Origin of the sequence: Pseudoalteromonas lipolytica (assembly GCF_003515105.1) — a bacterium.
Classification (GTDB): Bacteria; Pseudomonadota; Gammaproteobacteria; order Enterobacterales; family Alteromonadaceae; genus Pseudoalteromonas; species Pseudoalteromonas lipolytica.
This window is the reverse complement of sequence record NZ_CP032090.1, coordinates 2,789,941-2,815,065: the sequence shown is the minus strand read 5'-3', so window position 1 is coordinate 2,815,065 and position 25,125 is coordinate 2,789,941. Positions and strand designations below refer to the sequence as shown.

General features: G+C 42.7%; 20 protein-coding genes, 4 rRNA genes and 1 riboswitch. Of the genes, 21 read left to right on the top strand and 3 right to left on the bottom strand.

The features are described from left to right. The first annotated feature begins 47 nt into the window (after positions 1–47). Entirely contained in the window at positions 48–1,958 is a 1,911-nt protein-coding gene (locus D0907_RS12660) for a DNA topoisomerase III (protein ID WP_118844588.1), read from the top strand. An 11-nt stretch (positions 1,959–1,969) separates the two neighbouring features. Here the strand turns inward: D0907_RS12660 and D0907_RS12655 are convergent, their stop codons facing one another. Further along, positions 1,970–3,280 (bottom strand): M20 metallopeptidase family protein, encoded by a 1,311-nt coding sequence (locus D0907_RS12655; protein ID WP_074988898.1) that lies wholly within the window; start codon positions 3,278–3,280, stop codon positions 1,970–1,972. A gap of 83 nt (positions 3,281–3,363) precedes the next feature. On the opposite strand from D0907_RS12655, the gene D0907_RS12650 reads away from it, so the two are divergent. From D0907_RS12650 to ung, 16 genes are all read left to right on the top strand, one after another. Next, positions 3,364–4,221, top strand: a complete 858-nt coding sequence (locus tag D0907_RS12650) for a tetratricopeptide repeat protein (protein ID WP_118844587.1) — start codon at positions 3,364–3,366, stop codon at positions 4,219–4,221. A gap of 638 nt (positions 4,222–4,859) precedes the next feature. Then, positions 4,860–6,400: ribosomal RNA gene (locus D0907_RS12645) — 16S ribosomal RNA — on the top strand. Positions 6,401–6,681: 281 nt separating this feature from the next. After that, a 23S ribosomal RNA gene (locus tag D0907_RS12640) occupies positions 6,682–9,567 on the top strand. 122 nt (positions 9,568–9,689) lie between these two features. After that, positions 9,690–9,804 (top strand): 5S ribosomal RNA (gene rrf / locus D0907_RS12635). Between the two features lie 63 nt (positions 9,805–9,867). After that, positions 9,868–9,982: ribosomal RNA gene (gene rrf / locus D0907_RS12630) — 5S ribosomal RNA — on the top strand. Together the 16S, 23S and 5S rRNA genes form the textbook arrangement of a ribosomal RNA operon. A gap of 486 nt (positions 9,983–10,468) precedes the next feature. Then, the gene (locus D0907_RS12625) at positions 10,469–10,897 is read left to right on the top strand and encodes an FKBP-type peptidyl-prolyl cis-trans isomerase (protein WP_118844586.1); all 429 of its coding nucleotides are present in this window, start codon (positions 10,469–10,471) and stop codon (positions 10,895–10,897) included. A gap of 55 nt (positions 10,898–10,952) precedes the next feature. Further along, entirely contained in the window at positions 10,953–11,570 is a 618-nt protein-coding gene (locus D0907_RS12620; RefSeq protein WP_118844585.1) for a histidine phosphatase family protein, read from the top strand. Between the two features lie 309 nt (positions 11,571–11,879). Beyond that, positions 11,880–11,947, top strand: a riboswitch (cobalamin riboswitch). A 168-nt stretch (positions 11,948–12,115) separates the two neighbouring features. Next, entirely contained in the window at positions 12,116–12,949 is an 834-nt protein-coding gene (locus D0907_RS12615) for an ABC transporter ATP-binding protein (protein WP_074989057.1), read from the top strand. Beyond that, positions 12,942–13,931 (top strand): FecCD family ABC transporter permease, encoded by a 990-nt coding sequence (locus D0907_RS12610; RefSeq protein WP_074989056.1) that lies wholly within the window; start codon positions 12,942–12,944, stop codon positions 13,929–13,931. Before D0907_RS12615 ends, D0907_RS12610 begins: the two co-directional genes overlap by 8 nt. A gap of 3 nt (positions 13,932–13,934) precedes the next feature. Continuing rightward, a complete protein-coding gene (cobT, locus tag D0907_RS12605) occupies positions 13,935–14,996 on the top strand; it encodes a nicotinate-nucleotide--dimethylbenzimidazole phosphoribosyltransferase (protein ID WP_118844584.1) in 1,062 nt (353 codons plus the stop codon). A gap of 3 nt (positions 14,997–14,999) precedes the next feature. Further along, entirely contained in the window at positions 15,000–15,794 is a 795-nt protein-coding gene (locus tag D0907_RS12600; protein ID WP_074989054.1) for an adenosylcobinamide-GDP ribazoletransferase, read from the top strand. Continuing rightward, on the top strand, positions 15,791–16,318 hold the full coding sequence (gene cobU, locus D0907_RS12595; protein WP_118844583.1) for a bifunctional adenosylcobinamide kinase/adenosylcobinamide-phosphate guanylyltransferase: 528 nt from the start codon (positions 15,791–15,793) through the stop codon (positions 16,316–16,318). Before D0907_RS12600 ends, cobU begins: the two co-directional genes overlap by 4 nt. Further along, on the top strand, positions 16,318–17,802 hold the full coding sequence (locus D0907_RS12590) for a cobyric acid synthase (RefSeq protein ID WP_075594444.1): 1,485 nt from the start codon (positions 16,318–16,320) through the stop codon (positions 17,800–17,802). The genes cobU and D0907_RS12590 overlap by 1 nt, the downstream gene beginning before the upstream one ends. After that, the gene (gene cobO, locus D0907_RS12585) at positions 17,802–18,401 is read left to right on the top strand and encodes a cob(I)yrinic acid a,c-diamide adenosyltransferase (RefSeq protein ID WP_036966385.1); all 600 of its coding nucleotides are present in this window, start codon (positions 17,802–17,804) and stop codon (positions 18,399–18,401) included. The genes D0907_RS12590 and cobO overlap by 1 nt, the downstream gene beginning before the upstream one ends. Positions 18,402–18,438: 37 nt before the next feature. Next, positions 18,439–19,260: a cobalamin-binding protein gene (locus tag D0907_RS12580; protein WP_227006808.1), complete on the top strand. Its 822-nt coding sequence runs from the start codon at positions 18,439–18,441 to the stop codon at positions 19,258–19,260. Next, entirely contained in the window at positions 19,257–19,928 is a 672-nt protein-coding gene (ung, locus tag D0907_RS12575; protein WP_036966388.1) for a uracil-DNA glycosylase, read from the top strand. The genes D0907_RS12580 and ung overlap by 4 nt, the downstream gene beginning before the upstream one ends. A 30-nt stretch (positions 19,929–19,958) precedes the next feature. On the opposite strand, the gene D0907_RS12570 is transcribed toward ung, so the two are convergent. Then, complete coding sequence (locus D0907_RS12570; protein ID WP_036966391.1) at positions 19,959–20,147, bottom strand: DUF3545 family protein; 189 nt, start codon at positions 20,145–20,147, stop codon at positions 19,959–19,961. Positions 20,148–20,336: 189 nt separating this feature from the next. After that, on the bottom strand, positions 20,337–21,287 hold the full coding sequence (gene tal / locus D0907_RS12565) for a transaldolase (protein WP_036966394.1): 951 nt from the start codon (positions 21,285–21,287) through the stop codon (positions 20,337–20,339). Between the two features lie 221 nt (positions 21,288–21,508). On the opposite strand from tal, the gene yaaA reads away from it, so the two are divergent. From yaaA to D0907_RS21055, 4 genes are all read left to right on the top strand, one after another. Next, positions 21,509–22,288: a peroxide stress protein YaaA gene (gene yaaA / locus D0907_RS12560; protein ID WP_036966396.1), complete on the top strand. Its 780-nt coding sequence runs from the start codon at positions 21,509–21,511 to the stop codon at positions 22,286–22,288. 135 nt (positions 22,289–22,423) lie between these two features. Then, the gene (locus D0907_RS12555; protein WP_065978665.1) at positions 22,424–23,359 is read left to right on the top strand and encodes a mechanosensitive ion channel family protein; all 936 of its coding nucleotides are present in this window, start codon (positions 22,424–22,426) and stop codon (positions 23,357–23,359) included. Positions 23,360–23,888: 529 nt separating this feature from the next. Continuing rightward, positions 23,889–24,287, top strand: coding sequence for a hypothetical protein (locus D0907_RS12550; protein ID WP_118844582.1), 399 nt, complete (start codon positions 23,889–23,891; stop codon positions 24,285–24,287). 77 nt (positions 24,288–24,364) lie between these two features. Next, positions 24,365–24,535, top strand: a complete 171-nt coding sequence (locus D0907_RS21055; protein ID WP_162898053.1) for a hypothetical protein — start codon at positions 24,365–24,367, stop codon at positions 24,533–24,535. Positions 24,536–25,125 lie beyond the last annotated feature (590 nt).

Genomic DNA, 25,125 nt, shown 5'->3' with positions numbered 1-25,125 from the left:
CCCTATGCTAGACTACTGTTCATATAAACAGTATCTAGTGTTGCTTTATGAAACTTTACATTGCCGAAAAACCTTCTTTAGCACGCGCTATAGCAGATGCGCTGCCAAAACCTCAAAAAAAGCAGGATGGTTTTATTGAACTTGCCAATGGTGATTGTGTTTCATGGTGTATAGGTCATTTACTTGAGCAAGCAGAACCTGATGAGTACGATGAACGCTTTAAAAAATGGCGTTTTGAACATTTACCTATCGTGCCAGAGCAATGGCAACTAAAGCCAAAACCAAAAACGCGCAAACAACTTACCGTTTTAAAAAAGTTAATCAAACAGGCTACTCAGATTGTACACGCAGGTGATCCTGACCGCGAAGGGCAATTACTTGTCGATCAAGTGATCGATCAAGTTAAACTTAGCCAAGCAAAAAAGCAGCAAATACAACGTTTACTAATCAGCGATTTAAACTTAAATGCAGTAAAAAAAGCACTCAATAATTTGCGGTCTAATCGCGAGTTTATTCCATTAAGTGTCTCTGCTTTGGCTCGTTCACGCGCTGATTGGTTATTTGGCATGAATTTGACTCGTGCTTATACATTAGCCGGTCAAAAAGCTGGATTTGGTAATGTGTTATCTGTTGGCCGTGTGCAAACGCCTATCTTAGGTTTAGTCGTCAACCGTGATAATGAAATTGCTAATTTTACAGCCAAGCCTTTTTATGAAGTATTGGCCCATCTAAAAACCCAAAACCAGCAAACATTTACAGCTAAGTGGCAACCGAGTAAAGCGTGTGAGCCGTATCAAGATGACGAAGGTCGCGTGTTGCACCGGGGGCTTGCAGAAAATGTTGTATCGCGAATAACTGACCAGCCAGCAACGGTATCAGAGCTTGAGCAAAAGCAAAAAAAACAACAAGCACCTTTGCCCTATAACTTATCCGCTTTACAAATAGATGCAGCAAAAGCGTTTTCGATGCCAGCACAAAGTGTGCTCGATATCTGCCAAAATTTATACGAGCGCCATAAATTAATTACTTATCCTCGTTCAGATAATCGTTACTTACCAAAAGATCATCACAGTGAGGCTGCGGGCATTATTGCTGCAATTGCGCATAATGATGGACAACCTAATGAAGCATGCAATAAAGCCGATAGCAGTAAGCGAAGTAAATGTTTTAATGATAGCAAGGTCGCTGCGCATCATGCGATAGTGCCAACAGTTAAACAATTACGTACTGCAGCCTTAAATGCCGATGAGCAAAAGGTTTATAGACTTATTTGTCGCCAATACTTAGCTCAGTTTTATCCAGATTATATTTTTAATGAAACCAAAGTGAGTGTGATGATTGCGGGCGGGCTTTTTAAAACAACAGCTAAGCAAGATGTTAGTCTGGGTTTTAAAGCATTAATGGGTAAAACAGAATTAAAGGACGAACAAACACTTCCTCCATTAGAAAAAGGCCAGCAACTGCATTGTTACGAAGCTCAGCTCGTTGACAAAATGACGTCACCGCCCGCGCATTTCACAGACGCCACTCTATTAAGTGCTATGACGGGCATTAGTCGTTATGTAAAAGATTCAGAAATAAAAAAAATACTGAAAGAAACTGATGGACTTGGAACAGAGGCCACGCGAGCGGGCATTATTGAGTTACTCTTTAAACGACGTTTTCTAAAACGCCAAGGTAAAAGTATTATTGCTACAGAAACAGGGCAAGCGCTTATAAGTGCCTTACCTCTTGCGTTAGCGAGTCCTGATTTAACAGCGAAGTGGGAAGCTTCTTTGAGTAACATTGCTGAACAGCAAATGAGTTATCAGCAATTTTTAACACCGCTACTTGATGAATTGCAACAACTTGTAGAACAAGCCAAACACTGCGATAGCCAGGTATTTGCGCAACTACCAAAAACGCCACCTAAGCGGCGTTTTAAAAGAAAAGCAAAATCTAAGGCTAAGCCAGCTTAGCCTTAAAATAGTTATTGATTGAATAATGCGACAGCGGCGTTGCTCATCGCAGTTATTCCTGTGGGTAGGGCTTTTTTATAATCTGGCGCAAATTTACTGGAGTGCAGTGAAGGTAAAGTGCTACCCGATTTTATTGCATCATTGTACTGGTTAGGTTCGACACCCCCTAACCAAAATAGCGTGATAGGGACATGGTGCTCTGTACGGCCATACAAACCAAAATCTTCACCTGCCATTACTGCATCTGCATCAAGTACATTTTCTTCACCAAGTGCACTGGAAATCGCATTACGTACAACATTTGTTTGTGCGGGGTTATTATAAGTTGATGGAATAGACTCATCTTCATGAACGTATACCTCTGGGATTAAGCTTTCATCCAAACCAGCACTCAGTGCAATACCTTTACTAATTCGTTTAATCGCCGCAATTTGCTGTAAACGTACTTCGGGATTATAGCTGCGAAGTGTTAATTGCAGTTTCACTTCATCAGAAATGACATTATGTTTAGAACCACCATGAATAGAGCCAACAGTAATGACCGAGGGTTCTAATGGAGAAAGCTCGCGACTGGTTATTGTTTGTAATGCTAAAACAATGCGCGAAGCGATAACAACGGGGTCAATTGTTGTATGTGGGTAAGCACCATGGCCCCCTTTGCCTTTTACAGTGATATCTACAGAGTCAACACTGGCCATGGTATATTCATTTTTCATACTCACTTTCCCCGCAGGGACGCTCGCACTAACATGCAGCGCAATGACATGATCTGGGGTCGGATATTGAGAGAATAGTCCTTCTTTTAGCATGGCTTTTGCACCGCCACCAACTTCTTCAGCGGGCTGTGCTACCATCATTAGCGTGCCTTGCCATTGATCTTTGTGAGATATTAATTGCTCTGCGGTCCCAATAAAAGAGCTCATATGGATATCATGGCCACAACCATGCATCACACCAACAGTCGCACCGCTGTCATTTTTCACAGTGACTTTAGAAGCGTAAGGCTTTCCCGTTTGTTCAACAATAGGTAATCCGTCAGTATCTGTGCGGATCATGATAGTTGGGCCTTCACCATTTTTATAAAGGCCTACAACCCCGTAACCACCCACATTATCAGTCACAGTAAAACCAAGCTTTTTAAGTTCTTTTGCTAGTTTTTGACCTGTTTGCTTTTCGTGATAAGACAATTCGGGTGTTTGATGTAAATCTAAATAAAGCTTTTCGATATTTGGCATTGATTGCGTTAGATTTAAATCCAATGATGCGGCGTGAGCAAGTGGACTAAGGAGTACTAATGCAGCACATATGCGCGATAATTTCATAATGACCTCGACTGAGTGGGCTTGTAATTGTTATGTTCGTCACCATATAAAAACCTAAATGAATATATAGTGCAATCGATCACATGAACAATATGATAAATCTTACACCGCAGAATCTGCAGCAAGCATTGGGTGAAACATCTTCAGAAAAAATAGTGCTACTTAGTTTTTATTCTGCACAAAACCCAGAATGTCATCAGCAAGCTGCAATTTTAGAGAAAATAGCCAGTGAATATGGTGAGCATTTATTAGTAGCAACACTAGACTGTGATGTGGAACAAGCGCTGGCGTCGCAATTGGCACAACAAATTGGCTTGCAAGCTTTGCCTACATTAGTATTGCTAAAAGATGCTGCTCCTGTTGATATGTTGCCAGACGCACAGTCTGAGCAGCAAATTCGTGATGCGCTTGCAAAGCATTTACCTGCACAACATGAGTTATTACTTGAGCAAGCTAAACAAGCCTTAATTAATCAAGATCTAAACAATGCTTTTAATTATGCCAAGAAAGCGTATGAGCTAGACCCAAGTCATACGCGCGTAAAATTAGTGCTCGCGGATATTTGTATTCAAATTCATAAATTAGATGATGCGCAAGCTTTATTAGATTCAGTTGATGAAAGCGAGCGCGATGCTTATTTTACAAACATTAAAGCTAAATGTGAGCAGGCATTGGCAGCAACAGACTCACCAGAGATAAAAGCGTTACAAGTAAAAGTAGAAAAGTACCCGAACGATTTAGAAATAAAGCTGGAATTAAGTAATGCATTTAATGGAGCAGGGCGCAAAGAAGAAGCATTAGAGTTATTGTTTAATGTACTTAAGAAAGATCTAAACTTTGCAGATGCAAAACCAACATACCTAGAAATTATTGCTTCATTACCAGATGGTGATGCGTTAGCTTCAAAGTATCGTCGTAAACTCTACAGTATCTTGTATTAATATTTAGAAAATGAAAGAAAGCGTCATTTAAATAAGGGCGCTTTTTTTATTTTTAAAACTTGCTTATTACCTAATTTCGATAATACTTAAGATCCTCTCGAGAAAAGTTGGCTGTATTTTGTACAGTAAACTGTGTTTTTTACTGCCTTTAGCTTGTTTTTTGCGCGAAAGGTAAGTTTTTAGTAGTTTTCTGCAAAAAAGTGCTTGCGTAAAAAATCCATCTCCCTATAATGCGCATCCACTGACACGGCGGGCAGCAACGAAAGACGCTGAACAACGTAGCAGAGAGTTAAGTAAAACTTCGGTTTTAAGTCTTCGAAAGAAAGTTTAAAATTAAGTGTTGACTCGAAAAATTAAGGATGTATTATACGCATCCCTCGAGACGCGAAAGCAGCTCGAAACGTTCTTTAACAATATAAAGCAATCATCTGTGTGGGCACTCGTACAGATTGAGTTCTAACAGTCGAGCTACTTAGGTAGTAAGACAAACAAATTTAGAGTCTCAATTTAAACTGAGTGACCAACGGAAATAAGTTTACTTATTTCAGCACAGTCAATTCAACATCGAAAGATGTTAAATAAATTCAGAATTCATTGAGCATGTCCGCTCCCTTAATGGGAAGGGCAGAAAAAACTTTTAATTGAAGAGTTTGATCATGGCTCAGATTGAACGCTGGCGGCAGGCCTAACACATGCAAGTCGAGCGGTAACAGAGAGTAGCTTGCTACTCTGCTGACGAGCGGCGGACGGGTGAGTAATGCTTGGGAATGTACCTTATGGTGGGGGACAACAGTTGGAAACGACTGCTAATACCGCATAATGTCTTCGGACCAAAGCGGGGGACCTTCGGGCCTCGCGCCATAAGATCAGCCCAAGTGGGATTAGCTAGTTGGTGAGGTAATGGCTCACCAAGGCGACGATCCCTAGCTGGTTTGAGAGGATGATCAGCCACACTGGGACTGAGACACGGCCCAGACTCCTACGGGAGGCAGCAGTGGGGAATATTGCACAATGGGCGCAAGCCTGATGCAGCCATGCCGCGTGTGTGAAGAAGGCCTTCGGGTTGTAAAGCACTTTCAGTAAGGAGGAAAGGTTGGATGTTAATAGCATTCAGCTGTGACGTTACTTACAGAAGAAGCACCGGCTAACTCCGTGCCAGCAGCCGCGGTAATACGGAGGGTGCGAGCGTTAATCGGAATTACTGGGCGTAAAGCGTACGCAGGCGGTTTGTTAAGCGAGATGTGAAAGCCCCGGGCTCAACCTGGGAACTGCATTTCGAACTGGCAAACTAGAGTGTGATAGAGGGTGGTAGAATTTCAGGTGTAGCGGTGAAATGCGTAGAGATCTGAAGGAATACCGATGGCGAAGGCAGTCACCTGGGTCAACACTGACGCTCATGTACGAAAGCGTGGGGAGCAAACAGGATTAGATACCCTGGTAGTCCACGCCGTAAACGATGTCTACTAGAAGCTCGGTTCCTCGGAACTGTTTTTCAAAGCTAACGCATTAAGTAGACCGCCTGGGGAGTACGGCCGCAAGGTTAAAACTCAAATGAATTGACGGGGGCCCGCACAAGCGGTGGAGCATGTGGTTTAATTCGATGCAACGCGAAGAACCTTACCTACACTTGACATACAGAGAACTTACCAGAGATGGTTTGGTGCCTTCGGGAACTCTGATACAGGTGCTGCATGGCTGTCGTCAGCTCGTGTTGTGAGATGTTGGGTTAAGTCCCGCAACGAGCGCAACCCCTATCCTTAGTTGCCAGCGATTCGGTCGGGAACTCTAAGGAGACTGCCGGTGATAAACCGGAGGAAGGTGGGGACGACGTCAAGTCATCATGGCCCTTACGTGTAGGGCTACACACGTGCTACAATGGCGCATACAGAGTGCTGCGAACCTGCGAGGGTAAGCGAATCACTTAAAGTGCGTCGTAGTCCGGATTGGAGTCTGCAACTCGACTCCATGAAGTCGGAATCGCTAGTAATCGCGTATCAGAATGACGCGGTGAATACGTTCCCGGGCCTTGTACACACCGCCCGTCACACCATGGGAGTGGGTTGCTCCAGAAGTGGATAGTCTAACCTTCGGGAGGACGTTCACCACGGAGTGATTCATGACTGGGGTGAAGTCGTAACAAGGTAGCCCTAGGGGAACCTGGGGCTGGATCACCTCCTTATACGATTTAGAACTTATTTGTTCGTAGTGTCCACACAGATGATTGTTAGTTAGTAAAGCCGCAGGCTTCACTAATTAATATGCTCTTTAAAAATTTGGAAAGCTGATAATAAAATTCTGATGAATAACAATTGTTATTTATCAAGAGTTTTCAAAAGTAAAAATATGCCAATTAATCGACAGATTAATCGGTATCTACTTTAGTATTCTCATCATTATTTGATGAATTAACTTCTGGCGAAGTTAACAGCTGTCACTAACAAAGACCCGTTTGGGTTGTATGGTTAAGTGACTAAGCGTACACGGTGGATGCCTTGGCAGTTGGAGGCGATGAAGGACGTATTAACTTGCGATAAGCCTAGTCAAGCTAGTAAAAAGCACTTGAGACTAGGATTTCCGAATGGGGAAACCCACCTGCTTGCAGGTATCTTACACTGAATACATAGGTGTAAGAGGCGAACGCGGAGAACTGAAACATCTAAGTACCCGTAGGAACAGAAATCAACCGAGATTCCGGAAGTAGCGGCGAGCGAAACCGGACCAGCCCTTAAGCTTATTATGTGTTAGTGAAACATTCTGGAAAGTATGACGATACAGGGTGATAGTCCCGTACACGAAAATGCATCTTAAGTGAAATCGAGTAGGTCGGAGCACGTGAAACTTTGACTGAATATAGGTGGACCATCATCTAAGGCTAAATACTCCCAACTGACCGATAGTGAACCAGTACCGTGAGGGAAAGGCGAAAAGAACCCCTGTGAGGGGAGTGAAATAGAACCTGAAACCGTGTACGTACAAGCAGTAGGAGCCCACTTGTTGGGTGACTGCGTACCTTTTGTATAATGGGTCAGCGACTTATATTTTGTAGCGAGGTTAACCGATTAGGGTAGCCGTAGGGAAACCGAGTCTTAACTGGGCGTTGAGTTGCAAGGTATAGACCCGAAACCCGGTGATCTAGCCATGGGCAGGTTGAAGGTTGAGTAACATCAACTGGAGGACCGAACCCACTAACGTTGAAAAGTTAGGGGATGACCTGTGGCTAGGAGTGAAAGGCTAATCAAACCGGGAGATAGCTGGTTCTCCCCGAAATCTATTTAGGTAGAGCCTCGGACGAATACTTACGGGGGTAGAGCACTGTTAAGGCTAGGGGGTCATCCCGACTTACCAACCCTTTGCAAACTCCGAATACCGTAAAGTACTATCCGGGAGACACACGGCGGGTGCTAACGTCCGTCGTGAAGAGGGAAACAACCCAGACCGCCAGCTAAGGTCCCAAAGTCATAGTTAAGTGGGAAACGATGTGGAAAGGCCCAGACAGCCAGGAGGTTGGCTTAGAAGCAGCCACCCTTTAAAGAAAGCGTAATAGCTCACTGGTCGAGTCGGTCTGCGCGGAAGATGTAACGGGGCTAAACTATGCACCGAAGCTGCGGATTCAAAATTTATTTTGAGTGGTAGGGGAGCGTTCTGTAAGCCGTTGAAGGTGTACCGGGAGGTATGCTGGAGGTATCAGAAGTGCGAATGCTGACATGAGTAACGATAATGCGGGTGAAAAACCCGCACGCCGGAAGACCAAGGGTTCCTATCCCATGTTAATCAGGGTAGGGTAAGTCGACCCCTAAGGCGAGGCCGAAAGGCGTAGTCGATGGGAAACGGGTTAATATTCCCGTACTTGGTATAATTGCGATGGGGGGACGGAGCAGGCTAAGCAAGCATGGCGTTGGTTGTCCATGTGAAAGTGAGTAGGTTGAGAGTTTAGGAAAATCCGGACTCTTAAGACTGAGACACGAGACGAGCCACTAAGGTGGTGAAGTTGTTGATGCCATACTTCCAGGAAAAGCCTCTAAGCTTCAGATTATACCGAATCGTACCCCAAACCGACACAGGTGGTCAGGTAGAGAATACTAAGGCGCTTGAGAGAACTCGGGTGAAGGAACTAGGCAAAATCGTACCGTAACTTCGGGAGAAGGTACGCTCCGATTGGTGATGAGACTTGCTCTTTAAGCTGATTGGAGCCGCAGTGACCAGGTGGCTGGGACTGTTTATTAAAAACACAGCACTGTGCAAAATCGCAAGATGACGTATACGGTGTGACACCTGCCCGGTGCCGGAAGGTTAATTGATGGGGTTAGTTTTCGGACGAAGCTCTTGATCGAAGCCCCGGTAAACGGCGGCCGTAACTATAACGGTCCTAAGGTAGCGAAATTCCTTGTCGGGTAAGTTCCGACCTGCACGAATGGTGTAACCATGGCCACGCTGTCTCCACCCGAGACTCAGTGAAATTGAAATCGCAGTGAAGATGCTGTGTACCCGCGGCTAGACGGAAAGACCCCGTGAACCTTTACTACAGCTTGGCACTGAACATTGAACCTACATGTGTAGGATAGGTGGGAGGCTTTGAAGCAGAGACGCTAGTCTTTGTGGAGCCGTCCTTGAAATACCACCCTTGTAGTTTTGATGTTCTAACGTTGGCCCCTAATCGGGGTTACGGACAGTGCCTGGTGGGTAGTTTGACTGGGGCGGTCTCCTCCCAAAGAGTAACGGAGGAGCACGAAGGTTGGCTAAGTACGGTCGGACATCGTACGGTTAGTGTAATGGTAGAAGCCAGCTTAACTGCGAGACAGACACGTCGAGCAGGTACGAAAGTAGGTCATAGTGATCCGGTGGTTCTGAATGGAAGGGCCATCGCTCAACGGATAAAAGGTACTCCGGGGATAACAGGCTGATACCGCCCAAGAGTTCATATCGACGGCGGTGTTTGGCACCTCGATGTCGGCTCATCACATCCTGGGGCTGAAGTCGGTCCCAAGGGTATGGCTGTTCGCCATTTAAAGTGGTACGCGAGCTGGGTTTAGAACGTCGTGAGACAGTTCGGTCCCTATCTGCCGTGGGCGTTTGAGAATTGAGAGGGGTTGCTCCTAGTACGAGAGGACCGGAGTGAACGAACCGCTGGTGTTCGGGTTGTCATGCCAATGGCATTGCCCGGTAGCTACGTTCGGAACTGATAAGCGCTGAAAGCATCTAAGCGCGAAGCAGGCCTCGAGATGAGTTCTCACTAGACTTTTAAAGTCTCTGAAGGGCCGTTGAAGACTACAACGTTGATAGGCAGGATGTGGAAGTGGTGTGAGCCATTAAGCTAACCTGTACTAATTACCCGTGAGGCTTAACCATACAACGCCAAACGCGTTTTATGACAGCGTAACAGACAGAAGTTAATATACTAAAGTAGATTTTACGATTATCAGATTTCCAGATTTTAGTTAATTGCGAATGCGATTAACGACCAGAATATGCTTGGTGACAATAGCGTTTTGGACCCACCTGACTCCATGCCGAACTCAGTAGTGAAACGAAACAGCGCCGATGATAGTGTGGCATTTGCCATGTGAAAGTAGGACATCGCCAGGCTCCTAATTCAGTCGAAAGACTTTAAATTTAAAAATTAATAATAAGAAAATTGAAAAGAATTTTCTTGGTGACAATAGCGTTTTGGACCCACCTGACCCCATGCCGAACTCAGTAGTGAAACGAAACAGCGCCGATGATAGTGTGGCATTTGCCATGTGAAAGTAGGACATCGCCAGGATCCTAATTAAAGAAAGCCCGATTCGAAAGAATCGGGCTTTTTTGTGTTTAATGCTTTCTACTATATCGGATGTCAGAAAATAGATGTCTGATACCATTACGCTTAATTAAGTGGTCTATTTTGAGGCAATAAAACCGCGTTGATAACAAGGCAAAAATTTAGTTATTTAGTTGTTCTAAATCAGAAATTTTTAACGCAGGTAGCGACTGGTTTGATCACTCAAAATGATTAAGTATTTTTGCGGATTGGTATGTTCACACAGATTGAAAGGTTCTCTTAAATTGCTTATTTCACCTCACGCTGAGATAATTAGGACGTAAAAGGCACTTTAGTGCTGAAAAGTCTCTGAATTGCCACTGTAGTGTATCTTTCAGATTAAGACATTGTTGAGTTTTTAGCGCTTGCTACTCTACTTTAAACTCCTTGCTTCCCTATCTTTGTTATGCGATAAAGCGCTTTATATTTGTAATACAATTAAGGTGTTTTGTGTCTCGTAAGAAAACAACAAAATCGAAAGGCTCATCAGGTTTAAACCGTAAGAATAGTGAAGCATTTATCAGCAAATTTTCAGCTCATCCAGATACACAAGTGTGCCCATCGGGTTTGATGTATAAAGTTGTAGAGGATGCGGCAGGTGACAAGCTCACAGAGTTTGATACTGTTGTTATTAATCAACGAATTATTCTCGCTGACGGTCATGTTATTGCCGATAGCTATAAAGCGGGTATGCCGGAGGTGTTTGCTTTATCAGAAGCGATTGAAGGCCTAAGAGAGGGGCTTTTGTTGATGAATATAGGATCTCGCTATGAATTTGTGATCCCTCCTGCGCTTGCGTGGGGTAAAAAGGGGAATGGTGGTAAAATTGGTGCAAATGCAGTGCTGCATTTTGATGTTCGCTTAATTCGTTTAGCCTAACTCGACACTGAGCTAGAAACGCGTTACCGTATTGTATGGCTGATTAAGGATATTTATGGACGCATTTACTTCACGGGTTTACTTACTACGGCATGGCGAAATTGCAACTCCGGGCATTCTTTGTGGGCACGTTGATGTTGCTTTGTCAGATGTAGGCTATGAACAGATGCGTCTAGCAAGCGCAAAATTATCTCGCTTCGATGCTATTTATAGCTCTCCGCTAAAACGTTGTTCAACGCATGCAGAATTCTTAGCTCGTCAGCATACAATCAATGTGCAATATAACAATGCATTGAAAGAGTTTAATTTTGGTGACTGGGATGGCCAAGATTACCAACAACTTTGGCAACAAAATGGTAAACCTCATGTCGGTGATTTTTGGCAACATCCGTGGCAGGTTAAAGTGCCCAATGGTGAATTAATGGCTGACTTTTACGCGCGAGTCGAAGCATGGTGGCAGGCATTTTTAGTTTCGCTTACAGAGTCCAAACATACGCATTCATTAGTGATTAGCCACGCGGGTGTAATTAAACAAATCCTCGCTATTATTTGTCATATGCCTAAACAAACGAATACTCACCTTAATGTTTTTCATTTACCTTATGCAGGGTTAATAACGTTAGATGTATATATAGATGAACAAGGGCAAGCGTGGCCTAAAATAGTTTTTTAGCCATCTAGAGTGATATTCATTGAATTATTTACTTAGCCCGCCATAATATACCGAACTACCTCAAAATTTAGATTTCAGCGTTTTACAGGGGCTTTATATCAAGGCGTTACTTTGCAGCACGTATATAAGTAACAACTTAGAAAGTAAGTTTTTGAACAACGTTCTGCGGGTTGGTTTAAAGCGATTAATTCCGCGTTATTGATTTTAGGAAAGGAATAACCATTCTGTGTAATCAATTTCTTGCCTATATTGCTTTAATTCCAACAGAAACTCGCATCATGAGGTCGTTTAGGTATATCTATATGCTATGGAATGGGGTGAGATTCTCCAGCTGTTCCCGCAACTGTAATCCATGATGAACATGGTCAGCCAGATACTTAGCAACAACAATTAGTCTTATTATGCTAATACAGTAGAGTGTTTATCGATTTGAGCGATTTAATATTCAAACTAATTAGTATCATTGAGCGGGTCAACTCACGTTATCTACTGATATAGGTCAGTGCTTTCTGGTGCGTTGATAAAACTCGCCAAGAGAGTGTAATTTGCAATTAAAAAGCCAAGGCACAACCCCTTTAATTTCAGTATCTGATTTAAGCTGGGGAATTGCTGATAAAACAATTCTTAAATCAATCAATTTGCAGTTAAATGCAGGTCAATTTATTGGTTTGCTGGGACCTAATGGCGCCGGTAAATCAAGTTTATTGCGTTGCTTATATCGCTATTTAAAACCACAACAAGGTGCAGTCTTTTTAGCTGGCGATAATATTTGGCAAATCAGTGCTGATGAATTCGCTAAAAATGTTGCTGTGGTTTTACAAGAGTCTCCTTCGCAATTTAATTTATCTGTTTTCGATGTAGTTAGTTTAGGTCTCACCCCACATAAAACCCTGTTTAGTGCGACTAATGCCGATGATAAAAAGCGTATTTATCAAGCAATCGAGCAGGTTGGTTTAAGTCATCACACACAGCAAAGCTTTGATTCACTCTCGGGTGGAGAAAAACAGCGTGCACTTATAGCCCGCTCAATTGTTCAGCAACCAAAGTTATTGATTATGGATGAGCCAACCAGCCATCTTGACGTTAAGTATCAAATTCAAATTATGGAGCTTGCTAAGTCACTTGATGTCACTGTGCTCGCTTCATTTCATGATTTAAATCTAGCTGCTAGCGTATGTGATGAGTTACTTGTTATCGATGAAGGTCAATTAATTACGCAAGGCACACCAAAAGAGGTGCTTACAGAGCAGCTGTTAAGTGATGTTTTTGGTGTTTGTGCAAGAGTGTCTGCTCATCCTCAGTCAACCTCGTTTGATGAGTTCGTGCCACATATTACCTACTATTACGGCTATAACAGACAGGAGCATCAAGATGACTGATAGGGTGCGCTTTAGTCTCTGTGTATGCGTTGCACTTGTTAGTTGCTTTTTAGCACTCAGTTTTGGTGCCGCGAGTACATCAATGAGTGATGTGCTGCATAGTTTAATCAGCCAGGGCAGTGATGAATTTATCCAGCGTATTATTTTGCAACTGCGCATGCCACGTATGATATTGGCGTTTTTAGCTGGAGCTGGGCTCGCGCTTGCTGGGCTTATATTACAAACCGTAACGCGAAACCCGTTGGCAGACCCTTACTTATTTGGTATTTCTTCAGGTGCCTCATTTGGTGTGGTTTGCTTTATATCGCTTACCGGTGTGAGTTTTGGCTTTAGTATGTCGATTGCTGCATTTTTGGGCAGCTTACTCTCTATGTTTTTGTTGATTGGCATTGCTGGGCGTCGCCATGTAGGGCAAGTTGAAGCGATGTTATTGGCGGGGGTCGCACTGTCATTTCTGTTTAGTGCTTTAACCAGTTTATTACTTTATTTTAGCGATCCTCAAGCGATTACAGCTATCTTATTTTGGACTATGGGAAGTTTTTCACGTGCTGAGTGGGGAACGCTCTGGATCCCGCTCACCGTAATCATTGCGTGTATGACGTTAATGATCGCTTTTCGTCGTCAGTTAAACGCTATGTTGCTTGGTGATGAAAGCGCGGCAACACTGGGGATTCATGCTCAACGTTTTCGTATTTTAATGTTACTGCTTAGTTCGTTAATTACTGCTGTTTTGGTCGCTATGTGTGGGGGGGTTGGCTTTGTTGGGCTTATGATCCCGCATATTGTCCGCTACTTTACGTCGCAAGGCTCAAGCCACAACCTTTTAATGACGAGCCTTGTTGGTGGTACATTTATGGTATGGGTCGATGTGCTTTGTCGTACTTTACTGACTAATCAAGAATTGCCTGTGGGTGTGATCACTGCGGCTATAGGCAGTGTGTTCTTTTTATCTTTACTTTATTTTCGTAAACAGCGCAGGTAGCCCATGTTTAATATCGCACCTCTTAACTCGCAGTATGCATCTGTAATTCAACAAAAAATAGATCTTAAAACCAAACCCTTAGGAGCGCTTGGTCAATTAGAAGAGTGCGCAAAAACGTTGACACTCATTTTAAGTCAATCTCTTAACTCAGAGCACGCTGTAGATGAATTTAAACCTGTTATTAACGCGCCGACACTCGTCGTTTTTGCAGGTGACCATGGTGTTGCTAGCCAAGGGGTTTCGATTGCGCCAAGCAGTGTGACTTCACAAATGATTGCTAATTTTGCGCATGGTGGAGCGGCAATTAATGTATTTTGTCGTCAACTTGGATGGCAGCTAGAGGTCGTTGATGCAGGCACTTTGTCAGAACAGCATCATATTAGTGTTCATAATCAACGTTTAGGGCATATTACTGAGTCAATAAATACCTCAATGGCGATGTCGCCAGCGCAAGTTGAACAAGGCTTTAAGTTTGCTAAGCAGCGTGTGAATGCAATAAAAAATACAGGGTGTAATACCGTAGCATTCGGTGAAATGGGGATCGGTAACACAACCAGTGCGGCAGCATTAATGGCTGCTCTATTATCATTACCTGCCGCTCAATGTGTGGGTAAGGGCACGGGCGTAACGGATGAGGTGGTAGCTAAAAAAATTGCGGTTGTTGAACAAGCCGTTAATTTGCATCAGGCGCATCTTAACGATCCATTAATGACATTAGCGGCGCTGGGTGGCTTTGAAATAGTTCAAATAACAGGTGCTATTTTAGCCGCGGCAGAAGTAGGCATGGTGGTGGTTATTGATGGCTTTATTTGCAGTGCCGCAGCATTGGTTGCGACACGTATAAACGCGCATGCACGTGATTATATGATTTTTGCTCACGCCTCAGATGAGCAAGGACATAAAGCCATGCTGGCAGCGTTAGACGCATCGCCATTATTAAACCTTAATTTGCGCTTAGGAGAGGGCAGTGGTGCCGCCTTGGCGTTACCATTATTACAATCATCGCTTGCATTTTATAACGAAATGGCAAGTTTTGCAGATGCACATGTTGAGCAGGTTGTTTAAGCAATGAATACACACAACCCATCGCCTTCTCAAAAGCAGCTATTATTGCTAGCTGTTAGTTTTTTAACACGTATACCTGTGACGCTCAATTTTGAGGTATCAACGACGGCATTGAACCAAGCCAGTCGCTATTTTGCTTTGGTAGGGGTTCTACTTGCGGGGATTTTAAGTTTAGGTTATCTCGTGTTTAGTTACTTTTTTCCTGCTTCAATTTCCGTGGCACTTGTTATGGCCTTAGGGTTAATTTTGACGGGGGCATTTCATGAAGATGGGTTAGCAGATGTGTGGGATGGCTTTGGTGGTGGCTGGAAAGTTGAAGATAAGCTGACCATTATGAAAGACAGCCGTTTAGGAACTTACGGAGCGGCTGCGCTTATTATTGTGCTGCTTATTAAGTTTCAAAGTTTAGTTGTGTTGTCTGAGTCACTAAATTTGCTACTCATTGCGTTGCTATTAGGGCAGAGTTTAAGCCGAATTGTCGCAACGAGTTTAATTGCTGACATGGATTATGTTAGTCACGATGCAACCAGCAAAGTAAAACCCGTTGCGATGTATTTAAGCACCGAAAGTTACCAAATACTGCTTGCGACAGGCGGGGCAGTGATACTTTTCGCATGGTTATTTTCAGTGCTCAGTATTTGGCACATCTTCACTGTAATCCTTGTACTTACTATAACGCGTTTTATATTAATTCACTGGTTCAAAAAACAGTTATCAGGTTATACCGGAGACTGCCTAGGTGCCGCACAACAAATTGCTGAGCTGGCTGTATATTTAACCTTAGTGAGCATGTTATGAAGCAACCACATACCTTGATTTTAGGTGGCGCACGCAGTGGTAAAAGCCGCTTTGCAGAGCAACTAGCTAGCAATTCAGGCAAATCGATTATTTATCTTGCGACAGCCAATGCGGGCGATAATGAAATGGCTGAACGCATTGCTCGTCATCAATTAGAGCGCGATAGTCGTTGGCAAGTTATCGAAGAGCCACTGCAATTGGCTAAAGTGCTCAAAGAGCATGGCAAAGCAGACCGCTGTATTTTGGTTGATTGCTTAACACTTTGGCTGAGTAATTGTTTATGTCAGCACGGTGAAGCATATTGGCTAGAGCAAAAAGCAGCACTACTTGATGTGCTTAAAGAGTTTCCCTGCGAGGTTATTTTTGTTAGCAATGAAGTAGGCCATGGTATTGTGCCATTGGGTGAATTGAGCCGCCAGTTTGTTGATCATTCGGGTTGGTTACACCAATCGCTTGCCAAGCAGGTTGCTCGGGTTGAGTTTATTATTGCTGGCCTTGCACAAACATTAAAGAGGGAGCAATGATGAAAACCCTTATGGTGCAAGGCACGACATCTGATGCAGGTAAAAGCACTTTAGTGGCGGCATTGTGTCGCATTTTTGCTAAACGCGGCATTAAGGTTGCGCCTTTTAAGCCGCAAAACATGGCACTTAATAGTGCTGTAACCGCCGATGGAGGCGAGATAGGGCGTGCACAAGCACTGCAAGCAGTGGCAGCTAATGTGCCCGCTGAGGTTGATTTTAACCCTATTTTACTAAAACCAAATAGCGATACAGGTGCACAAGTTATTGTGCATGGAAAAGCGCTTTCGAATATGGAAGCTGGCAGTTACCACGATTATAAAAAGGTCGCTATGGACGCCGTACTCACCTCTCAAAAGCGCTTAAGCGAACGGTTTGAGCTATTAGTTGTTGAAGGCGCAGGCAGTCCAGCAGAAATTAATCTCAGAGAAAATGATATTGCTAACATGGGTTATGCTGAGGCTGTCGATTGCCCAGTGATCATTATTGCCGATATTGATAAAGGCGGGGTTTTTGCTCACCTGGTTGGGACGTTAGCGTTGTTATCTGAATCAGAGCAAGCGCGCGTAAAAGGGTTTGTAATAAATCGTTTTCGTGGTGATATAGCACTGTTACAAAGTGGTTTAGATTGGCTTGAGCAATACACGAATAAACCTGTATTGGGGGTTTTGCCATACTTACATGATTTAGCCTTAGATGCCGAAGATGCCGTGGCTATTGCTAATAAAGTTGCTGAGCCACAGTTACACATTGCTGTTCTTCTTTTACCTCATATTAGTAATCACACTGATTTCGATGTCCTCAGACTGCAACCAGAAATAGACCTTCACTATGTCCGTCATACACAATCGATTCCTGATGTTGATCTAATTATTATTCCAGGTAGTAAGAATGTGTTAAGCGATTTAGCCTTTCTAAAAAATGAAGGGTGGGACAAACAAATACACCGCCATCTTCGGTATTCAGGCAAAGTGCTGGGGATTTGTGGTGGCCTACAAATGTTAGGGATGCGAATTGCCGATCCTCATTCTGTCGAGTCTAGACTAGGGGAAGCAAAAGGGTTGGGAATCGCTAATTTTGAAACTCAGTTAGGCCAACAAAAAGTGCTGACACAAGTAACTGGAATATTGCATTTAAACAGCAGCGAACAGCAAGTTTGTGGTTATGAAATACATGCCGGAATAAGTGAGGGGCCAGCGCTTGAACAGCCTTTTATAACGTTTGAACAGCATCCGAATGGCTTTACCCATGACGGCTTTATTAGCGATGATAACCAAGTAGCAGGTACTTACTTACATGGGCTTTTTGATACACCTGATGCAGTAAATCAGTTGGTCAGATGGCTAGAGCCTGAGACGAAATTGACACCTATCGATCTTAATCAACACCGCGAACAGCAGTTAAATAGACTCGCAGACGTAGTGGAAAAACATATGGATATTGAGCAAATTATCAATATTTATGACACCTTTAGTAAGGAAAAATAATGAGCGAAAACAACCAAGATAAGCACCAACAGCGCCAACAAAAAGTAAAACAAAAAGTAGACGAGCGCATCGCCGCGGCTCAAAAAGAGCAAGGTATTTTTCAGGTCATTACAGGTAACGGGAAAGGAAAATCAACCTCAGGCTTTGGTACTGTAGCGCGTGCTGTGGGTCATGGCATGAAAGCAGCTGTTTGTCAGTTTATTAAAGGCACTTGGGAGTGCGGTGAACGTAATTTACTCGAAAAAGCAGGCGTCGAATTTGTCATTATGAATACGGGTTTCACTTGGGAGACTCAAAATAAAGACTCTGACACAGCGGCAGCGCAAGTAACATGGCAAGAAGCAAAACGAATGCTAAAAGATGAGTCTATTAATTTAGTGATGCTCGATGAAATCACTTATATGATTACCTATGGCTACATTGATTTAGATGAAGTCATTGCTGCAATTAGTTCGCGACCTGCAATGCAATCAGTGATTATTACAGGGCGAGGCGCGCACCGAAAACTCACAGAACTTGCAGACACCGTGAGTGAAGTACGTAACGTGAAGCATGCATTTGATGCTGGCATAAAGGCACAAAAAGGGTTTGATTACTAATATGAAAGCACTGACCTTTAGTTGCTTATGGGCATTGATGTGGTTGGCTCAGTTTTCTTACGCACATGAAATTAAAGAGCCTCAGCGTATCGTTGCTTTGGCTCCGCATATAGTCGAAAACCTGTTTGCAATTGGTGCTGGAGATCGCATCGTTGGAACTGTCGATTATGCCGATTACCCTGCACAAGCCAATGAAATTGAACGAGTGGGTGGTTACTACGGCATCAATATGGAAAGGCTCTTATCGCTGAAACCTGATCTTGTTCTTGCATGGAAGACCGGTAATAAAGCTGAAGATCTTGCTTACATTGAGAAATTAGGTATTCCGGTTGCTTACAGTAACCCAGACCAAGTGGATAATGTGGCTGATGAGTTACGTAAATTAGGTGAGTTAACCCATTTAAAAACGCGAGCCGATAGAGTAGCCACTGAGTTTGAAGTAAAGCTTGCTGCCATCCGTGCTTCACAGCAGGATAAACTCCCAGTGAGTGTGTTTTATCAGTTATGGCCAGAGCCGATGATGACGGTGGGGGGTAACACATGGATTAATCAGTTATTAACGATTTGCCATGCTGACAATGTATTTGCAAACAGTGAAACCGATTATCCGCGTATCAGTATTGAAAATGTGCTGGTAAGTAAACCCGAGGTGATTATTATCCCCGATGAAAAATCGAAAAAGCCGCAACCTCAAATAGATTGGCGACAATGGCCTGAATTACCGGCCGTTCAGCATAACCAATTTATAAGTGTTAACGCTGATTTATTACATCGCTTTACAACCCGCATGCTTGATGGCTTGAGCGAGATGTGTGGTAAAATAGACATTTCAAGAAAGCAAATACAGGCTTCAAAATGACCAACTGGCAAGATTTTTTAAAGGCTGAATTAGCCAAGCCCTATATGCAAGACACACTAACCTATGTTGCTGATAAACGCGCTGCGGGTGTTGTTGTATTCCCACCTGAAGAACAGGTTTTCTCAGCCTTTAACGCCACCCCTTTAAACGATGTGAAAGTGGTTATTTTAGGGCAAGACCCTTATCACGGTGAAGGGCAGGCACATGGATTATGCTTTTCAGTGCAACCTGAGGTTAAAAAACTGCCGCCTTCACTTAAAAACATCTATAAAGAACTGGCCACAGATATCGACGGATTCGAAATACCTGAGCATGGTTACTTACAAAGCTGGGCAGAGCAGGGCGTGTTTTTATTGAATACAGTACTGACCGTTGAGCAGGGAAACGCGCATTCACATAAGCATTTGGGATGGGAGCAGTTTACAGACCAAGTTATCGCACTGATCAATCAGCAATGTGAGGGAGTTGTGTTTGTTTTGTGGGGGGCACATGCACAAAAGAAAGGTAAACACATCGATACATCGCGTCATCACGTGATCCAAGGCCCACATCCTTCACCTTTGTCTGCACATCGAGGTTTTTTTGGGTGTAAGCATTTTTCAACGATTAATCAGCGACTGAGCGAACAGCATAAAACACCGATTAATTGGCACCTTCCTAAAATTTAATGCAAACAAAAGGCCCTTGCGGGCCTTGATTTAAAAGTCTAGCTCATCAATCGCTATACTGTCTGTAAAGTAGTCTAACTCCTGTAGTTCTTTACGTAATCTGTGCTTATCTTTCAAAGCTTCGATTTCGCGCCATTTTCTCTTTTTATTTTTTGTAGAGGTCTTTTTTGTTGTACTAGGACCTTCTAATATTTCTAAAATATCGTCTAGGCTATCCATGAACTTCTCCTATTGATTATTTTGAACCTCGGAAATACCTATACCACAGGCTAGACAAAAATAGAATAAAAAAGTGACGATATTGTTACAGGAATGTGATTGCTAGATGAATAGATCAAAATTTTGTATGGTATATAAACAAAAACGCCACCGAGAGCGGTGGCGTTCATTTACAATGATTTTTGCAGATTACATTGCTTTAAAGCGTGCTTCTAATTCAAGCTGCGCTTCGGCAAAAGAGCGAATGCCCTCAGCTAGTTTTTCTGTCGCCATGGCATCTTGATTATGTAACCAACGGAACTCACTTTCAGTCAGTGGTGCTGGTTTTGGTTCAACGGTAAAGTCGCTTTCAAGTAAGTACTCTTGTGCGTCTGTAAGCTCACCAAGCTCTTCAAGTAATGCAGGGCTGATTGTTAATTTATCACAACCAGTAAGCGCGATGATTTCACCCGTGTTACGGAAGCTTGCACCCATCACGACTGTTTTATAGTCATGGCGTTTGTAGAATTCATAAATACTACGAACAGACTGTACACCAGGATCTTGCATTGGATCAGTCGGTTTTTCCATACCATTCGCTACATGCCAGTCAAGAATACGGCCAACAAACGGTGAAATTAGAAATACATTTGCGTCGGCACAGGCACGTGCTTGTGCTTCTGAGAATAACAGCGTTAAGTTACACTTAGTGCCTTCTTTTTCTAATTGCTCGGCAGCTTTGATGCCTTCCCACGTTGATGCAACTTTAATAAGAATTTTATCTTTGCTTACCCCTTCTTTTTCGTAAAGACTAAGTAAAGTATGTGCTTTATCAATCGTCGCTTGTGTATCGAAAGATAAACGCGCATCGACTTCTGTCGAGATATAACCCGGTACAATTTCGCTGATTTCTTTACCAATTAATACGGCAAAATAATCGCAAGCAAGTTCAAGTTGCTTGGCTGCATCTTGCTCTGTTTCTTTTGCGTATTGCCATGCCTTGTCTAGATAAGGTTTATACGCTTCAATTTCACTGGCTTTTAAAAGTAAAGATGGGTTAGTTGTTGCATCTTCTGGTTGGTGCTTTTTGATAGCTTCAATATCACCTGTATCTGCAACAATAGATGAATGCTGTTTAAGCCTTTGTAGTGCTGAAGTCATTTGCTTTCCTCATTCCAAGCAAGTTAAAAGAAAATCCATTATAGCCACCTTAATGCTGCAACACTATGACAGTGTTTAATAGGTCAAATGTCCTTAACTAAGAAAACTAAGGCATTAGATGTGAAAATGCAGCGAATTAAGGCGGGGCGAAACAAAACGTGCATTTTGATTCATTTAATGTTGAAATTGACATCAAACAAATTACAAGTCAATAGCTATCTATGATCACAGTTATTTCACCTGCAAAAAATTTAGATTATGAAACACCAGCCACGACCGACAAATTCACTCAGCCTGAATTACTCGAGCACAGCGAAGAGTTAATGTCAGTTTGCCGTGATTTAACCCCTGCTCAAATTGGCAGTTTAATGAAAATCAGCGATAAACTAGCCGGTTTAAATGCAGCGCGATTCGCACAGTGGTCACAGCCGTTTACAACAGAAAACGCAAAACAAGCCGTCCTTGCATTTAATGGAGATGTGTATGGTGGTTTAGATGCACAGTCGTTAACACACTCTGACTTAGATTATGCACAGTCTCACTTACGAATTTTATCTGGCCTTTACGGTGTGCTTAAGCCGCTCGATTTAATGCAAGCTTACCGCCTAGAAATGGGCACTAAGCTTGAAAATCCACGCGGTAAAAACTTGTATGAGTTTTGGGGGAGTGTGATAGCCGAAAAACTCAATACAGTCTTGGCAGAGCAAGACAGTAAGTACTTAGTAAACCTTGCTTCAAATGAGTACTTTAAAGCAGTTGATAAAAAAGCCTTGAATGCACAAATTATAACACCTCATTTTAAAGATTGTAAAAACGGCCAGTATAAAGTGATCAGCTTTTACGCGAAAAAAGCCCGCGGCATGATGGCGCGTTACATTATTGAGAATAAAATTACTCAATTGAGTGATTTAAAAGATTTCACAGTAGCGGGTTATTACTTCAGTAGCGATGCAACCGCGAAAGAGCTCGAACCTGTTTTTCTGCGAGAAGAACAGCACTAGAAAAAAGAGCCTACTTTAGTGTGTTAAAAGCCGTGCGATGCACGGCTTTTTTTATGGTTTTTATTTGTCTGATTAAACATGGCGTTCATTTTGCAAATTACCGAGTTAGTTAATATAAGATAACAAGGTATAAACATGCTAAAAATTCCATCCGTTAGTGAAGCTGAAAAGCTCATTGAAGAGAAGCTTGGTGGTTGGATTGATATTGTTATAAGTCATATTCCTAACTTCATCGTCGCAATCATAATAACCATTTTATTTTCGCTTTTAGCGCGAGTGTGTGGCTCAATGCTGCGTAAAATCTTACGTCGCTCTTTGGAATCAACGCAAATTGCTGATTTGATGTCGTCTATTGCAAAAGTGGTTATTCTTTGTGTAGGGCTGTTTGTTGCGCTCGATTTTTTAGGCCTCAGAGGCACCGTGACTTCATTACTCGCAGGTGCTGGTATTGTTGGTCTTGCTATCGGTTTTGCTTTTCAGGATATGACCGAAAACTTAATCGCAGGTATTGCCATGGGTATTCGTAAACCCTTTAAAGCAGGTGATGTCATTCGAACGGAAAGTGTATTTGGTACAGTGCGCGCGATTAACCTCAGAAACACCCTTATCGAGAATTTTTATGGACAACTAATTCTCGTACCGAATAAAATTTTATTTAGAAACATACTTAGTAATTACAGTACGTTAGGCGTTCGCCGTATTGAGGTGCCTGTGGGTATTTCGTATGCCGATGACCCAGAGCAAGCTGCAGAGGTTATCGTTAAAAAAATCAATGAATTTGATTTTGTGATCAAGCAAGAAGAGACCGCCGTGTACGCCGAAAGCTTTGGCGATAGCAGCATTAATTTACTGGTGTGGTTTTGGATTAAGTACCCCGGTGAAGCTGACTTTATGACTGTACGCCACAAAGCTGTTGTGGCTGTTAGAAACGCCTTAAGCGAAGCTAATATGACCATTCCATTCCCAATCCGCACGTTAGATTTTGGTATTAAAGGCGGCGAAAAATTAAACACCATGATCAGCGAAAAACAGCAAGATAAGGCCGCGGATGCAAAGCCAGCCGATAAGTAAAATTTACTGACTCACCGGCGTGATTTACACAGGGAAGTGTACGTGAGCGGGTGGTTGTTAGGTTTTATTATGGGTGAAGGACATCTAGTCGTTCTGTGTGGTTTATTTACGTTATTGAGGGGGATTTTTTTGTTCCCGCTTTCTTGTTCGCTTAACCAAAGTAAACCGTTTTTGCCCCAAAATAATGCATAGCAAATGCTCTAAGGGCGGCTATGAGCTATCAGGTACATTTTTATTCATCTAATGATATTGGCTCTACTCCATAATCTGATATTCCACTAACTTTTATGTTGGTGATGACATAAATAACTGTATTAATATACTGTTTTGTTGTTGTGCTCCCATATTCAAGAAAATGAGCGACGAGCGTAATTTCTTTTTCTGAATACCTTTAGTGTCATAAAAATATTAAAGTTGGCAATGCATTACGTTATTTGTTAAAAATAGATTCATTAATACATGCGCGTAACATCGGCACAAAGATGCGCGACGAGCGCACTATAAAATTGTTAGTTTTTTAGAGGATTTTATGAGTACGTTTTTCAAATTGAGCATGTTAGGTGTTGTATTTTTTGTATCAGGTTGTGCTAACTTGATTGGATTTACCGGCGCAGATACAGGTAAGCGAGTTGGTGATTGGGTGGAATATAATGTCAATCACCCAGGGCTAACCATCAAAATTATGGAACCCTATAGTGAGGAACTTATGCCAATTTCGACTGTAGGCAAAACGTCACCTTCACCTTTACGGCATACCGTAATATTTGGCACACAATCGAGTCAGCATAAATTGGAAATTGTTGGTCGGTACAGTAAAGAACTGTATTTGGACAATAAATTTTACGGTTCAGTGTGGCTTGGAGATGTCTTAATTCGCGATGGCAGTCTTTCAATTGACGGTAAATTGGTAGCGGCAGTTGAAAACTAACAAGTTAAACAGCGGAAACCTACTCGCTACGCTCGCGTTTTCCGCTGTTTAAAGCGTTAGCCCTAAAGGAGAATTAAATGAATTTGGCAAAAGTAGCTGGTAATTTTATTAGAGGTCGTGGTAGTGATGTCAGTGTATATAGCGATGAAACTTTAGACGGTTCTCCTTTGCTTACTGAACGTGCTTTAAAGAACTCGAAAAGGGACGGGTCAGGTAGTGTTCCAATTTCTAGAGCCTCAAAACATTGAGATTGGACACATTATTGTTCAGACAGGAGCTAGAGATCGCAGGGAAGTTACAGATGTAGAGGATGTTTTAGTTCAAGGCACTTTTTCACATTTCGCCGCTTATGTAGAAAAGTTGGGTGCAAAGAAACCTGAAACTAATAGTAGATCTGTGCAGAATATTACATAAAACGTGAGTGGTCCTCATGCTCGTGTTAATAATCATTCCGTCGACAACTCAACAAATATGAGTGTTCAGGCAAATACCGACCTTGAATCTCTATTCGCACAACTAAGAGATGAAATTCGGTCATAAGATGTTGAATCTAGTGTCATCAATGAAGCTCTTGAGGTTGTAGATGTAATAGAGGTTCAATCTAAGCAAGCAAATCCTAACAAAACCATTCTAGGTTCGATGCTAAATGGTCTCACAAGCTTACTTCCGCATGCGGGTAGCATAGCTAGTATCGGTTCAATGATATTAGCGGCTACGTCAAGCTAGGGCTAACAAAGCATTTAAGAGTGATTCCCAGCGCTTGGCATTTTTCATTCCATCGTTGGGTTTTGTGTTTAAGGTGGTATGGTTAAGTTTCGTGGTAGCGTTGCTCACACCT